The 14,151-nt window shown below is 62.1% G+C and carries 10 protein-coding genes; 5 read left to right on the top strand and 5 right to left on the bottom strand.

Annotation, left to right across the window (positions count from 1 at the left end; translation table 11 throughout):
- Nucleotides 1–6 precede the first annotated feature (6 nt).
- Genes nagA through nagE form a run of 4 tightly spaced genes read left to right on the top strand, consistent with a single transcriptional unit; the run spans nucleotide 7 to nucleotide 6,379 of the window.
- Nucleotides 7–1,113 (top strand): N-acetylglucosamine-6-phosphate deacetylase, encoded by a 1,107-nt coding sequence (nagA, locus tag HX868_RS24950; protein ID WP_177004710.1) that lies wholly within the window; start codon nucleotides 7–9, stop codon nucleotides 1,111–1,113.
- Nucleotides 1,094–2,116, top strand: coding sequence for an SIS domain-containing protein (locus HX868_RS24945; RefSeq protein WP_177004709.1), 1,023 nt, complete (start codon nucleotides 1,094–1,096; stop codon nucleotides 2,114–2,116). The genes nagA and HX868_RS24945 overlap by 20 nt, the downstream gene beginning before the upstream one ends.
- Nucleotides 2,117–2,145: 29 nt before the next feature.
- Nucleotides 2,146–4,656, top strand: coding sequence for a phosphoenolpyruvate--protein phosphotransferase (ptsP, locus tag HX868_RS24940; protein ID WP_177004708.1), 2,511 nt, complete (start codon nucleotides 2,146–2,148; stop codon nucleotides 4,654–4,656).
- A gap of 25 nt (nucleotides 4,657–4,681) precedes the next feature.
- Nucleotides 4,682–6,379: an N-acetylglucosamine-specific PTS transporter subunit IIBC gene (gene nagE / locus HX868_RS24935; RefSeq protein ID WP_177004707.1), complete on the top strand. Its 1,698-nt coding sequence runs from the start codon at nucleotides 4,682–4,684 to the stop codon at nucleotides 6,377–6,379.
- An 86-nt stretch (nucleotides 6,380–6,465) separates the two neighbouring features.
- Here nagE and HX868_RS24930 read toward each other — a convergent pair whose 3' ends face one another.
- From HX868_RS24930 to purL, 4 genes are all read right to left on the bottom strand, one after another.
- Nucleotides 6,466–6,918, bottom strand: coding sequence for a hypothetical protein (locus HX868_RS24930; RefSeq protein ID WP_177004706.1), 453 nt, complete (start codon nucleotides 6,916–6,918; stop codon nucleotides 6,466–6,468).
- 74 nt (nucleotides 6,919–6,992) lie between these two features.
- A complete protein-coding gene (locus HX868_RS24925) occupies nucleotides 6,993–7,526 on the bottom strand; it encodes a DUF6036 family nucleotidyltransferase (protein ID WP_246355587.1) in 534 nt (177 codons plus the stop codon).
- Between the two features lie 295 nt (nucleotides 7,527–7,821).
- Nucleotides 7,822–8,133, bottom strand: coding sequence for a YqfO family protein (locus HX868_RS24920; RefSeq protein ID WP_177004705.1), 312 nt, complete (start codon nucleotides 8,131–8,133; stop codon nucleotides 7,822–7,824).
- Nucleotides 8,134–8,137: 4 nt separating this feature from the next.
- Complete coding sequence (gene purL, locus HX868_RS24915; RefSeq protein WP_177004704.1) at nucleotides 8,138–12,034, bottom strand: phosphoribosylformylglycinamidine synthase; 3,897 nt, start codon at nucleotides 12,032–12,034, stop codon at nucleotides 8,138–8,140.
- A gap of 287 nt (nucleotides 12,035–12,321) precedes the next feature.
- On the opposite strand from purL, the gene mltF reads away from it, so the two are divergent.
- Nucleotides 12,322–13,782 carry a membrane-bound lytic murein transglycosylase MltF gene (mltF, locus tag HX868_RS24910; protein WP_177004703.1) on the top strand — a complete coding sequence of 487 codons (1,461 nt, stop codon included), beginning with the start codon at nucleotides 12,322–12,324 and terminating at the stop codon, nucleotides 13,780–13,782.
- A 78-nt stretch (nucleotides 13,783–13,860) separates the two neighbouring features.
- On the opposite strand, the gene HX868_RS24905 is transcribed toward mltF, so the two are convergent.
- Nucleotides 13,861–14,151 carry a PTS sugar transporter subunit IIB gene (locus HX868_RS24905; protein WP_177004702.1) on the bottom strand — a complete coding sequence of 97 codons (291 nt, stop codon included), beginning with the start codon at nucleotides 14,149–14,151 and terminating at the stop codon, nucleotides 13,861–13,863.

Raw genomic sequence — 14,151 nt, 5'->3', positions numbered from 1 at the left:
CTGCCCATGTCCGAAGACAACATCCTCACGCCCAACGGCTGGATTCGCGGCCGCCTGGTGCACGCGCACGGCAAGGTCGTCGCCATCGAAGGCACGCCCTGCGACCCGGCTGAAAACGAGTTGCCCTACCTGCTGCCGGGCTTTATCGACCTGCATGTGCACGGCGGTGGCGGCGCGGACATCATGGAAGGCCGCGATGCCTTCGAGACCATCACCCGCACCCACGTGCGCTTTGGCACCACCTCGTTGCTGGCCACCACCATGACGGCACCGGTGGAGGAAATTTCCCGCGTGCTCGACCAGCTCGGCACCTTCTGCGAGCAGCGTCCTACCGGCAGCGCCCGTGTACTCGGCGTACACCTGGAAGGGCCCTACATCAATCCCGGAAAACTCGGCGCCCAACCCAACTTCGCCCACACCGCATTGATGGCGGAAGTGGAGGCCTACCTGCGCCTGGCACCAATCCGCGTGATCACCATCGCACCGGAAATCGCCGGCCACGACGGCCTGATCCGCGCCCTCAGCGAACGCGGCGTGCGCATGCAGATCGGCCACACCCTGGGCAGCTACGAAGAAGGCGTCGCCGCCCTCGCCGCCGGCGCCACCAGCTTCACCCATTTGTACAACGCGATGAGCCCGTTGCATCACCGCGAGCCGGGCATCGTCGGCGCCGCGTTGGCCCACGCCAAATATGCCGAATTGATCCCGGATCTGCTCCACGTGCACCCCGGCGCCATGCGCGTGGCCTTGCGCTCGATCCCATGCCTGTATTGCGTCACCGATTCCACCGCCGCCGCCGGCATGCCCGACGGTGAATACAAGCTGGGCAGCCACACCGTGACTAAATGCCTGGGCGGCGTACGCCTGGCCGACGGCACCCTGGCCGGCAGCACGCTGACCATGGACCAGGCGCTGCGCAACCTGGTGAAGATCGGCCTGCCCATCAGCGAAGCCTCACAACGCCTGTCGCAATTTCCTGCGGACTACCTGGGCCTGGAAGAACGCGGCCGCCTGCAACCCGGCAGCTTTGCCGACTGTGTGCGCCTGAACCGCTCCCTGACACTCACCGACGTAATGGTCGAAGGAGAAACCATTGACTTCAAAAATGCTTGAAGAGGCCCTGGCCTCCTGCGACGCCGTCGCCGCCCAACTGCAACGCCTGGACCCGGCGCTGGAAGAAATCGCCGGCCGCCTGCGCCGTCAGCCGCCGCAAGTGGCAATGACGATTGCCCGTGGCAGCTCGGACCACGCCGCCAGCTATTTCGCCTACCTGACCATGCAGCACGTCGGCATCCCGGTGGCGTCGTTGCCGATGTCGGTGGTGACCCTGCTGCAAGCGCCGATGAAAGTCAGCGGCCAGGTCGCGTTTGGTTTCTCCCAGTCGGGCCAGAGCCCGGACCTGGTCAACAGCCTGCGTCTGCTGCGCAAACGTGGAGCCCTGAGCATTTCGCTGGTCAACGCCGAAGACTCGCCGCTGGAAGCCGCCTGCGAATTCCATGTGCCGCTGTGCGCCGGGCCGGAACACAGCGTGGCCGCCACCAAAAGCTTCATCGCCACCCTCAGCGCCAGCGCGCAGCTGATTGGCCACTGGAACCAGGAAACGGAATTGCTGCAAGCCTGCCGCGCCCTGCCCGATGACCTGCGTGCCGCCGCCAAACAGGATTGGTCGGTTGCCATTGAGGCCCTGCGCGACTGCCAGCAGTTGATGGTCATCGGTCGCGGCGCCGGTTTTGCCATCGCCCAGGAAGCTGCACTCAAGCTCAAGGAAACCTCGGCGATCCAGGCCGAAGCCTTCAGCAGCGCCGAAGTGCGCCACGGCCCGATGGCCCTGATTGGCGACAACTATCCCCTGCTGGTCTTCGCCCCGCGCGGCGCCGAGCAAGCCGGCCTGCTGAGCCTGGCCGCCGACATGCGCCAGCGCGACGCCCGTGTATTGCTGGCTGCGCCGGATGACATCGCCGAGCGCGACCTGACCCTGAGCCGCGCCGAACACCCGACCCTGGACCCGATCCTGGCGATCCAGAGTTTCTACGTGATGGCGGCAGGTTTGGCAGAGGCCCGGGGCATGGACCCGGACCAGCCGCGCCACCTGAGCAAAGTTACCCGCACTCACTGAGTCGCGTTTTCCTGATGAGTACCGTGCCCATGTCCTACAACAATAATGAATTGACCCTCAGCGCCCCGTTAAGCGGGCCCGTGCTGACCCTGGGCGACGTTCCTGATGAAGTGTTCGCCAGCCACGCCATGGGCGATGGTATTGCCATCGACCCCCTGAACGATTGCCTGCATGCGCCCTGTGACGGCGTGATCATCCATGTCGCACGCACCGGGCACGCCCTGACGATTCGCGCCGAGAACGGTGCCGAGGTGTTGATGCATGTGGGCATCGATACGGTGGAACTGAACGGCGAAGGCTTTGCGTTGCTGGTGAAGGAAGGCGCGAAGGTGAGCAAGGGGCAGGCATTGGTACAATTTGACCTGGACCGCATTGCGCGCCAGTGCAAAAGCCTGGTCAGCCTGATCATCCTGACCAATGGCGAGCGTTTCGAGTTGCGTTCGGTGGCCGGGCAATCGGTCAAGGTCGGTGAGCCGTTGTTGCAGGTCGTGGCGCGTTCGACGGCAGCGGCTCAAACCGCTGTGGATAACTCGGACGCTGAAGTCAGCGCCAGCGTGCGCATCACCCATCGCGGTGGTTTGCATGCGCGCCCGGCGGCGTTGATCCGCAAGACGGCCCAGGGATTCAGCAGCCAGGCGCGGCTGCATTTCGGTGAAAAATCCGCTTCGTGTGACAGCCTGATTGGCTTGATGGGCCTGGGTATTGGCGAAGGGGATGAGGTACGTGTGAGCTGTCGCGGCAAAGATGCCGACGCCGCGTTGCAGGCCTTGGTCGCGGCGTTGTCCGCCGCCATCAAGGAAGAACACCACGCCCCCGTCGTTGCCACCCCACGCCGAGCCAATACCGAAGCCGGCGTGTTGCAAGGTGTATGTGCTGCTCCGGGTCTCGTGTGCGGGCCGCTGTTCCGCCTGACCGGTATCGAACTGCCGGCAGACGCCGGCCACCATGCTGCCGATGAACAACTGCAACGCCTGGACACGGCCCTGGAACAGGTGCGCAGCGAAATTCGCCTCACTCTGGATCATGCCCGCCAGCGCAAGAACGTCGAGGAAGAGGACATCTTCGCCGCCCACCTGGCGCTGTTGGAAGACCCTAACCTGCTGGAAGCCGCGACCGGTTCCATTGAACAGGGCAGCGCGGCGACTCACGCCTGGCGCGATGCAATCCAGGCGCAATGCGCGGTATTGCTGGCCCTGGGCAAACCGCTGTTTGCCGAACGCGCCAACGATCTGCGCGATTTGCAACAACGGGTACTGCGCGCGCTGCTGGGTGAAGCCTGGCATTTCGAGTTGCCCGCCGGGTCGATTGTCAGCGCTCATGAACTGACCCCCTCAGACCTGCTGCAACTGAGTGCACAACAAGCCGTCGGCATTTGTATGGCCGAAGGCGGCGCCACCTCCCACGTGGCAATCCTGGCGCGCGGCAAAGGCTTGCCCTGTGTGGTGGCGTTGGGCGCCGAAGTCCTCGACGTGCCGCAAGGCCAACGCGTGGTGTTGGACGCCGCCAACGGTCGCCTGGAACTGGCGCCCAGCGACGCACGCCACGCCGAAGTGCACCAAATTCGCGACGCGCAGAAACTGCGGCGCCAGCAGCAACAGGCCCAGGCCCAACAGCCGGCGCGCACCACTGATGGCGTAACCATCGAAGTCGCCGCGAATGTCGCGTCCAGTGCCGAAGCCCAGGTAGCGTTTGAAAACGGCGCTGATGGCGTCGGCCTGCTGCGCACCGAATTCCTCTTTGTCGACCGCCGCACCGCGCCGGATGAGCAGGAACAACGCCACGCCTACCAAGCCGTGCTGGATGCCATGGGCGACAAATCCGTGATCATCCGCACGATCGACGTGGGTGGCGACAAGCAGCTTGAGTACCTGCCGCTGCCCGTCGAGGCGAACCCGGTGTTGGGCCTACGCGGCATACGCCTGGCCCAGGTGCGCCCCGACGTGCTCGACCAGCAACTGCGTGCACTGCTGCAAGTGTGCCCGCTGGAGCGCTGCCGCATCCTGCTGCCGATGGTCAGCGAAGTGGACGAATTGCTGCAGATCCGCCAACGCCTGGATGAGTTATGCGTGGCGCTGGAACTGACCCAGCGCCCCGAACTGGGCGTGATGATCGAAGTGCCCGCCGCCGCGCTGATGGCCGAGCAACTCGCTAAGCACGCGGACTTCCTGTCCATCGGCACCAATGACCTGTCCCAGTACACCCTGGCCATGGACCGCGACCACGCCGGCCTTGCCGCGCGCGTCGATGCGCTGCACCCGGCGCTGCTGCGGCTGATCGCCCAGACCTGCGCAGGCGCGGCGAAACATGGGCGATGGGTCGGCGTGTGCGGCGCCCTCGCTTCCGACCCACTGGCTACACCGGTACTGGTCGGCCTGGGGGTCAGCGAGCTGTCGGTGAGCCCGCCGCAGATCGGAGAAATCAAGGACCGCGTCCGTCACCTGGACGCGGCGCAATGCCGGCAACTGAGCCAAGGGCTGCTCGACCTGAGCAGCGCCAAAGCCGTTCGCCAAGCCTGTCAACACCACTGGCCGCTGAGCTGATAACAACAACAAAAGGAGACTCGCCATGTACCAACATTTCATCGAAGGCCTGCAACGCCTGGGCCGGGCACTGATGCTGCCGATCGCGATCCTGCCGATCGCCGGCCTGCTGCTGCGCCTGGGCGACACCGATCTTTTGAACATCGCGGTGATGCACGACGCGGGGCAGGCGATCTTCGCCAACCTGGCGCTGATCTTCGCCATCGGCATCGCCGTGGGGTTTGCCCGCGACAACAACGGCACCGCCGGGCTGGCCGGTGCGATTGGTTACCTGGTGATGGTCTCCACGCTCAAGGTGATGGACACGTCCATCAACATGGGCATGCTCGCCGGTATCGCCAGCGGACTTATGGCGGGGGGGCTGTACAACCGCTTCAAGGACATCAAGCTGCCGGAGTACCTGGCGTTCTTTGGTGGGCGACGGTTTGTGCCGATCGTCACCGGGTTCAGTGCGGTCGGATTGGGCGTGATCTTTGGTTTGATCTGGCCGCCGATCCAGCACGGCATCAATAGCTTCGGCGTGTTGTTGATGGAAAGCGGCAGCCTGGGTGCGTTTGTGTTTGGCGTGTTCAACCGCCTGCTGATCGTCACCGGCCTGCACCACATCCTCAACAATATGGCCTGGTTTGTGTTCGGCACCTTTACCGATCCCGTGACCGGCGCGGTGGTCACTGGCGACCTCACCCGTTATTTTGCCGGTGACCCGAAAGGCGGCCAGTTCATGACCGGCATGTTCCCGGTGATGCTGTTTGGCCTGCCTGCCGCGTGCCTGGCGATGTACCGCAATGCGTTGCCGGAGCGCCGCAAAGTGATGGGCGGGATTTTCCTGTCGATGGCGCTGACATCGTTCTTGACTGGAGTGACTGAGCCGATTGAGTTCGCGTTCATGTTCCTCGCGCCGTTCCTGTACCTGATCCATGCGGTGCTGACCGGCCTGTCGATGGCGGTCACCAATATGCTGAATATCCACCTGGGCTTTACCTTCTCCGGTGGGTTTATCGACATGGTGCTGGGTTGGGGCAAGTCCACCAATGGTTGGCTGGTGTTCCCGGTTGGCTTGGCGTACGCGGTGGTCTATTACAGCGTGTTCAACTACTGCATTCGCCGCTTCAACCTGAAAACGCCGGGGCGTGAAGATATCCAGGTGGTGCAGGCCGAGGTGATGACGGATAACCAGCGCGCCACGGCCTACATCCAGGCCTTGGGCGGCGCAGAGAACCTACTGAGCGTCGGTGCCTGCACCACCCGCCTGCGGTTGGACATGGTGGATCGCAATAAGGCGGTCGATGCGCAGCTGAAAGCACTGGGCGCCATGGCTGTTGTGCGACCGGGTAACGGCGGGAGTCTGCAGGTGGTGGTGGGGCCGATGGCCGATAGCATTGCTGATGAGATTCGCCTGGCCATGCCGTCGTTTGTTGCCAGTGCGCCGGTGAGCGTTGCGCCTGTGGATAAGCCGGCGGCGGTCAATGTGCAGGAAGCCGAGAAATGGCTGAGTGCATTGGGTGGCCGGGGGAATGTACGGCAGTTGGAAGCGGTGGCGATGACGCGGTTGCGGGTGGAGTTGGGGGATGATTCGGTGCTGTCCGAGGCTGACCTGACTGCGCTGGGTTGCCAGGGTGTGAGCCAGCTGGAAAGCGGTGTTTGGCATCTGTTGATTGGTGACAAGGCTTCCGGATTGGGTGAAGCGTTGGAGCGGTTGGTTACCCGCCCAATCAACGCATGACCTCTGTGGCGAGGGAGCTTGCTCCTTCGCCACAGGCACACAGCAAAAAACCGGCCTAAGCCGGGTTCTTTAATCGTAATCAGCGCCTAGGCAGACGCCCCACGTTGATCCGCTTCGTAATGGCGAGTCTGAAAAGGCATCAGCGCTTGAACCTTCAAACCCAACCCCTCACTCAGCCCCCAGGACACAGCCAGTTCATCACGGCGGCTGCGCAGTGCAACAACGCCCAAAGGCTTCACATCCTGTTTGGAAGCGGTCGCCGAAAACAGCTCAATCGCGTGCAACGCTTCTAAAACCCGGCTATCCGTTACACACGAAAAGCGTGTGAAGCGCTCCAGCAGATACCCCGCACGACGAATCTCCAATTCGCTGGAGTGAGCATCTAGAAAGTTTTTCACTTCACCGACAAGGTTCGCGTCCGAGTACCAGACAGCCTTCGCGGCACTCACCAGCGCATCGTCATCCGCCTGATTCAAAGGACTTTTAACCAACGTGTCCAACGCGGACGAGAGGACGGGAGCGTTAAAAGGCTTCGCCATCTGCTGTCTCCAGATAATCGTGCAAAATAGTGTTGAGAATGGATCTGGGTGGCTCTTAGTTGCCAACATACATATCAATCCCGACGGAGCTCAGCGGTCACGATGAAGCCCGACCTGAGCAGTGCCTTGATATCGCTTACATCCTGATCGGTAGCTCTAGCCAATTTGGAGATAGCAATATCGATAGGAGCTGCTATATGCAAGTGCAATGCGGATTGTGCAGGAAACTCGTCCAGGGGAAGACTTCGTTCCCAATAATCTTCGTGCAGCGGGCCAAAGCTAGTGTTGTATTGGAGGTCGTAGTTCAGTTCCATGACGCGCCCAGATCGCTCATCAAAAAACTGCCCTGGAAATTCCGCCAACAGTGTCTGAAGGCGCAGCTTATTTCGAAAACTCGCGCAATAAATCTCCGCATCAACATCCTTGGAAATACGGTGGTGCGTGTACAAATGAACAGCGCAACCGCCGAAGACGATGACCTTGACCGAGCCAGGTCCAGCCCCTTCAAGCATCAGTTCCACTTCGATGGATTTGAACATTGAAACCAAGGCTTTCCCTAGTGGGCTACTGGTATTTAGGCGTGGAGCGACGGTATCTTGCAATTCCATCATTGAATATCAAACCCGAGAGCAATGTTGCTGGACGGGCCTTGAAATCAGATCCCGATCACTGAGCCGACAGCGACCGAAGAAGGCTATTGAGCCAGGTTCCGAGGGACAACCTGAAAGGTTTGTCGGAAAGGTCTGCGGCGCCTGTACGGACGCCATCGCCGGCAAGCCGGCTCCTACAGTTGAACGCGCTCCCTCTGTAGGAGCCGGCTTGCCGGCGATGGGATTTCACAGCCAACAAAAAACCCGCTGACCAAACTGGCCCAGCGGGTTTCCTGTTTCTACAGCGAGCGAATCAAAAATCCGCCAACTGCCACACCTCATACGCCGGTGTCTCATACGGGTGACTGAGTTTGAGCGCAGCCACAACAGCCACAATCAATTCATCCGCCACCACCAACTCCACCTTCCACTCGTCAACCACTTCAACCTGGCCCATCTGCCCGATAAACGGCTGACTGCCGTCCAACGCGCGGAATTGGCCCTGGCCCAGCACTTGCCAGGCGCAGCTGTCGTAGTTGCCGATGCGCCCGCCGCCGGCTGCGAAGACGGCGGTTTTCACCGTCTCCACATGGCTTGCGGGTACAAAGAAGGCGAGCTTGTACACCGTCTTAGTTCACCCACACGCGGGCGTTGCGGAACATGCGCATCCAGGCGCCGTCTTCGTTCCACTCTTCCGGGCGCCATGAGTTCTGCACGGCGCGGAATACGCGCTCCGGGTGCGGCATCATGATGGTCACGCGACCGTCGCGGCTGGTGAGGCCGGTGATCCCGCGCGGCGAGCCGTTCGGGTTGGCTGGGTAGGTCTCGGTGACCTTGCCGTGGTTGTCGACAAAACGCAGGGCGACGGTGCCGGACAGGTCGGCTTCCAGCAACGCTTCTTCGCTTTCGAACTCGGCATGGCCTTCACCGTGAGCGATGGCGATTGGCATGCGCGAACCGGCCATGCCTTGCAGGAAGATCGAGTTGGATTCCTGCACCTGCACCATGGCGACACGGGCTTCGAACTGCTCGGAACGGTTACGCACGAAGTGCGGCCAGAACTCGCTGCCCGGGATCAGCTCGCTGAGGTTGGACATCATCTGGCAACCGTTGCACACACCCAGGGTGAAGCTGTCGTTGCGCTCGAAGAAGCCTTGGAACGCATCACGTGCACGGCTGTTGAAGAGGGCCGACTTGGCCCAGCCTTCACCGGCACCCAGCACGTCGCCGTAGGAGAAACCGCCGCAGGCTACCAGGCCTTTGAACTCGTTGAGGTCAACGCGACCGGCGAGGATGTCGCTCATGTGCACGTCGATCGCATTGAAGCCGGCGCGGTCGAACGCGGCCGCCATTTCCACCTGGCCATTGACGCCCTGCTCACGCAGTACGGCAACCTGTGGGCGGATGCCTTTCTTGATGTAAGGCGCGGCGATGTCCTGGTTGACGTCGAAGCTGAGCTTGGTGCTCAGGCCCGGATTGTCTTCTTCCAGGATAACGTCGAATTCCTGCTCGGCGCACTCAACGTTGTCGCGCAGGCGTTGGATCTGGTAGCTGGTCTCGGCCCACTGGCGTTGCAGCAGACGACGCTGGCCGGCAAACACCGTGTCACCGTTGAACGAGATGTTGATCTCGCCGTTGTTGATCGGCTGGCCGATCACGGCCACGCAGTCGTCCAGGCCAGCGGCGCTGAATTGGGCGAGCACGTCCGGGGTAGCGTCCTGGCGAACCTGGATCACCGCGCCCAACTCTTCGTTGAACAGGATGCCGTTGATCTCGGATGCATCCTCGGCAACGCTGTCGAGCACGATGTTCAGGCCGCAGTGACCGGCGAAGGCCATCTCGACAACGCTGGTCAGCAGACCACCGTCGGAACGGTCGTGGTAAGCCAGCAGGTGGCCGTCGGCGTTGAGGCCCTGGATCACGGCGAAGAAGGCTTTCAGGTCTTCGGCGTCATCGACGTCCGGTGCCTGGCTGCCGAGCTTGCCATGGGTTTGCGCCAGGATGGACGCGCCCATGCGGTTCTGGCCACGGCCCAGGTCGATCAGGATCAGGTCAGTGGTGCCCTTGTCCATGCGCAGTTGCGGGGTCAGGGTATGGCGGATGTCGGTGACCGGTGCGAAACCGGTGACGATCAGCGACAGCGGCGAGGTGACCGTCTTGTCGACGCCGTCTTCGTTCCAACGGGTGGCCATGGACATGGAGTCCTTGCCCACCGGAATGGTGATGCCCAGCTCCGGGCACAACTCCATGCCGACCGCTTTGACGGTGTCGTACAGGCGGGCGTCTTCACCCGGGTGACCGGCAGCGGACATCCAGTTGGCCGACAGTTTGATGTCAGACAATTTACCGATCCGCGAAGCAGCAATGTTGGTGAGGGTTTCACCAATGGCCATGCGGCCCGATGCCGGAGCATCGAGCAGGGCCAGCGGCGTGCGCTCGCCCATGGCCATGGCTTCACCGGTGTAGACGTCGAAGCTGGTGGCGGTGACGGCAACGTCGGCCACCGGAACCTGCCACGGGCCGACCATTTGGTCACGGGCCACCAGGCCAGTGATGGTGCGGTCGCCGATGGTGATCAGGAAGCTTTTGCTCGCCACGGCCGGGTGGTGCAGCACGCGTTCGATGCTGTCGGCCAGTTCCAGTTGGCTTGGGTCGAAATCATCGCCCAGCTCGGTTTCGCGCACGGCCGAACGGTGCATGCGCGGGGCTTTGCCCAGCAGCACTTCGAGAGGCATGTCCACCGGGCTGTTGCCGAAGTGGCTGTCGGTAACCGTCAGTTGCGGCTCGGCAGTGGCTTCGCCGACCACGGCAAACGGGCAACGCTCGCGTTCGCAGATGGCCTGGAAGCGTGCGAAGTCTTCAGCGCCGACTGCCAGAACATAGCGCTCCTGGGATTCATTGCTCCAGATTTCGTGCGGGGCCATGCCCGGCTCGTCGTTAGGAATGTTGCGCAGTTCGAAACGGCCACCACGGTCGCCATCGTTGACCAGTTCCGGGAAGGCGTTGGACAAACCACCGGCACCGACGTCGTGGATGAAGCTGATCGGGTTCTTGTCACCCAACTGCCAGCAACGGTCGATGACTTCCTGGCAGCGACGCTCCATCTCTGGGTTTTCGCGCTGTACGGAAGCGAAGTCCAGGTCTGCCGAGCTGGTGCCGGTGGCCATGGAAGAAGCGGCACCACCACCCAGACCGATCAACATCGCCGGGCCGCCGAGCACGATCAGCTTGGAGCCGACCAGGATCTCGCCTTTCTTGACGTGTTCTTCACGGATGTTGCCCATGCCGCCGGCCAACATGATCGGCTTGTGGTAGCCGCGCACTTCATCACCACGCGGGGTGGTGATGGATTGTTCGAAGGTACGGAAGTAACCGGTCAGCGCCGGACGGCCGAATTCGTTGTTGAACGCGGCGCCGCCCAGCGGGCCTTCGATCATGATGTCCAGCGCGGTAACGATGCGCTCAGGCTTGCCGTACGGCACTTCCCATGGCTGCTCGAAACCTGGGATCTGCAGGTTGGACACGGTGAAACCGGTCAGGCCCGCCTTTGGCTTGGCGCCACGGCCGGTTGCACCTTCGTCACGGATTTCGCCGCCGGAACCGGTGGCTGCGCCCGGGAACGGGGCAATCGCGGTCGGGTGGTTGTGGGTCTCAACCTTCATCAGGATGTGCACCGGCTCCTGCACCGCACCGTACTGGCGGGTTTCAGGGTCCGGGAAGAAACGGCCCGCGACGGAGCCGACGATCACCGAGGCGTTGTCCTTATAAGCAGAAAGGACCCCTTCGCTGTGCATCACGTAGGTGTTCTTGATCATGCCGAACAGGCTTTTTTCCTGGCTTTCGCCGTCGATGTCCCAACTGGCGTTGAAGATCTTGTGACGGCAGTGCTCGGAGTTGGCCTGGGCGAACATCATCAGTTCGATGTCGTGCGGGTTGCGCTTCAAGCCGTTGAAGGCGTTGACCAGGTAGTCGATTTCGTCTTCGGCCAGGGCCAGGCCCAGCTCGGTGTTGGCCTTCTCGAGGGCGGCGCGGCCACCGCCGAGCACGTCAATCGCGGTGAGCGGCTTGGGCTCGGCGTGGCTGAACAGGCCGGCAGCCTGTTCCAGCTGGCTGACGATGATCTGGGTCATGCGGTCGTGCAGGCTGCTGGCGATCAGCTCGGCTTCGGCATCGCTGAACTGGCCGGCGACGTAGAACGCGATACCACGCTCCAGGCGCTGGATTTTGTCCAGGCCACAGTTGCGGGCGATATCGCTGGCCTTGCTCGACCAGGGCGAGATGGTGCCGAACCGCGGCAGAACCAGGAACAAGCGGCCATTAGGCTCTTGAACCGGAACGCTTGGGCCGTACTTCAGAAGGCGTGCCAGCACTTGCTGTTCGTCGGCGGTCAACACGCCGGTAACGTCGGCGAAGTGAGCAAATTCAGCGTACAGGCCTGTAACAGCTGGAACCTTTTGGCTCAGTTGCTCAAGGAGTTTGCTGTGGCGAAAGGCAGAAAGGGCAGGAGCGCCGCGCAGGATCAACATCTTCGGGACAGCCTCGGGAAGGGGGTGTGCTTTGAGGCCGTGCATTCTAGCGTAAACCGCCGCCAACGGCACCCGAAACGCTACCGGTGGCTGCTGCCGGACGTCAGTTGGCCGGATTACCCCCCTTTCGAGGGGGGATGCCGGGCATCCGGCGCAGTTATTTTAACCGTCACAATCGCGCGCCAAGCCCCGTTTCTGCGGGCTGCAGCACAGTTTTACCGGCGCTAGCAGACAAGACCCGCGCTGTCGAGATATGGCGCCGTGGGCCGTTTGCGTATACTGCGCAGATGTTCTCCCCAACTGCTTTGCGCCCGCGATGCGCCAAATGGCTCATCGCCACCGGACTCTTCCTGATGCTCAGCGCCTGTGTTGATAAACCCAGCACGCTCGAGCGAATCAAGGAGGATGGCGTATTGCGGGTGGTCACCCGGAACAGCCCGGCGACCTATTTCCAGGACCGCAACGGTGAAACCGGTTTCGAATACGAACTGGTCAAGCGCTTCGCGGATGACCTGGGCGTGAAGCTGGAGATCGAGACCGCCGACAACCTCGACGACCTGTTCGGCCAACTGGGCAAACCCAATGGCCCGGTTCTCGCAGCGGCCGGCCTGGTCAGCAGCGAGCAGCGCCAGACGCAGGTGCGTTTCTCCCACCCTTATTTAGAAGTCACCCCGCAGATCATCTACCGCAACGGCCAGTCGCGTCCGACCAACGCGGCCGATCTGGTGGGCAAGAAGATCATGGTGCTCAAGGGCAGCACCCACGCCGAACAGTTGGCGGCGCTGAAAAAGCAGAATCCAGCGATTGAATACGAAGAATCCGACGCCGTTGAGGTGGTCGACCTGCTGCGCATGGTGGACGAAGGGCAAATCGACCTGACCCTGGTGGACTCCAACGAAGTGGCGATGAACCAGGTGTACTTCCCCAACGTGCGCGTGGCGTTCGACCTGGGCAACGCCAGCAACCAGAGCTGGGCGGTGGCCGCCGGCGAAGACAACAGCCTGCTTAACGAGATCAACAGTTACCTGGATAAAGTCGAGAAGAATGGCACGTTGCAGCGTCTGAAAGACCGCTACTACGGCCATGTCGACGTGCTCGGTTATGTGGGCGCCTACACCTTTGCCCAGCACCTGCAGCAGCGTTTGCCCAAGTACGAGAAACACTTCCGCGCCTATGCCAAGGAAGAAAAGGTCGATTGGCGTTTGCTGGCTGCCATCGGCTATCAGGAATCGCTGTGGCAGCCGACCGTTACCTCCAAGACCGGCGTGCGCGGCCTGATGATGCTGACCCAGAACACCGCCCAGGCAATGGGCGTGTCCAACCGCCTGGACCCCAAGCAAAGCATCATGGGTGGCGCCAAGTACCTGGCCAAGATCAAGGATGAATTGGACGACAGTATTGCCGAGCCGGATCGCACCTGGTTTGCCCTCGCCGCCTACAACGTCGGCACCGGCCACCTGGAAGATGCGCGCACCTTGGCCAAACGTGAAGGCCTGAACCCGAACAAGTGGCTGGACGTGAAGAAGATGCTGCCGCGCCTGTCGCAGAAGCAGTGGTACAGCAAGACCCGCTACGGTTACGCCCGTGGCGGTGAGCCGGTGCACTTCGTGGCGAACATCCGGCGTTACTACGACATTCTCACCTGGGTGACCCAGCCGCAGTTGGAAGGCAACCAGGTGGTCGAAGGCAACTTGCATGTGCCGGGTGTGGACAAGACCAAGCCGCCGGAAGATAACCCGAAACTCTGAACCTCTACCTCGCTCTTGTAGGAGCCCGGCTTGCCGGCGATGCGATCTCAAGTGCCCCATCGCCGGCAAGCCGGTCTCCTACAGGTGTCGGGACAGGCCAGTGATCAGGTGTACTACGCCGCCTGCGAGCACCATCACTGCCGGAACACCCGCTACTTTCAACGCCGTGGCATCCACCTTCGCCACATCCTGCAACTGCACCCTCACCCGCGTCAGCGCCACCCGCTGCTGCGACTTGAGGTTATCCGCCCCGCCCAACGCATTCAGCACCTCGGCCGACAGCAGACTATGCGTTGGCGCAACGACCGTCTCGGCAATCAAATCCGGCGTCAGGGCCTTCCAGAACGCCCGCTGTAATTTCTCGAACAT

The organism is Pseudomonas reactans (genome assembly GCF_013385825.1).
Taxonomy (GTDB): Bacteria; Pseudomonadota; Gammaproteobacteria; order Pseudomonadales; family Pseudomonadaceae; genus Aquipseudomonas; species Aquipseudomonas reactans.
The sequence above is the reverse complement of the archived record's forward strand: the minus strand, read 5'-3'. Positions and strand labels throughout refer to the sequence as shown.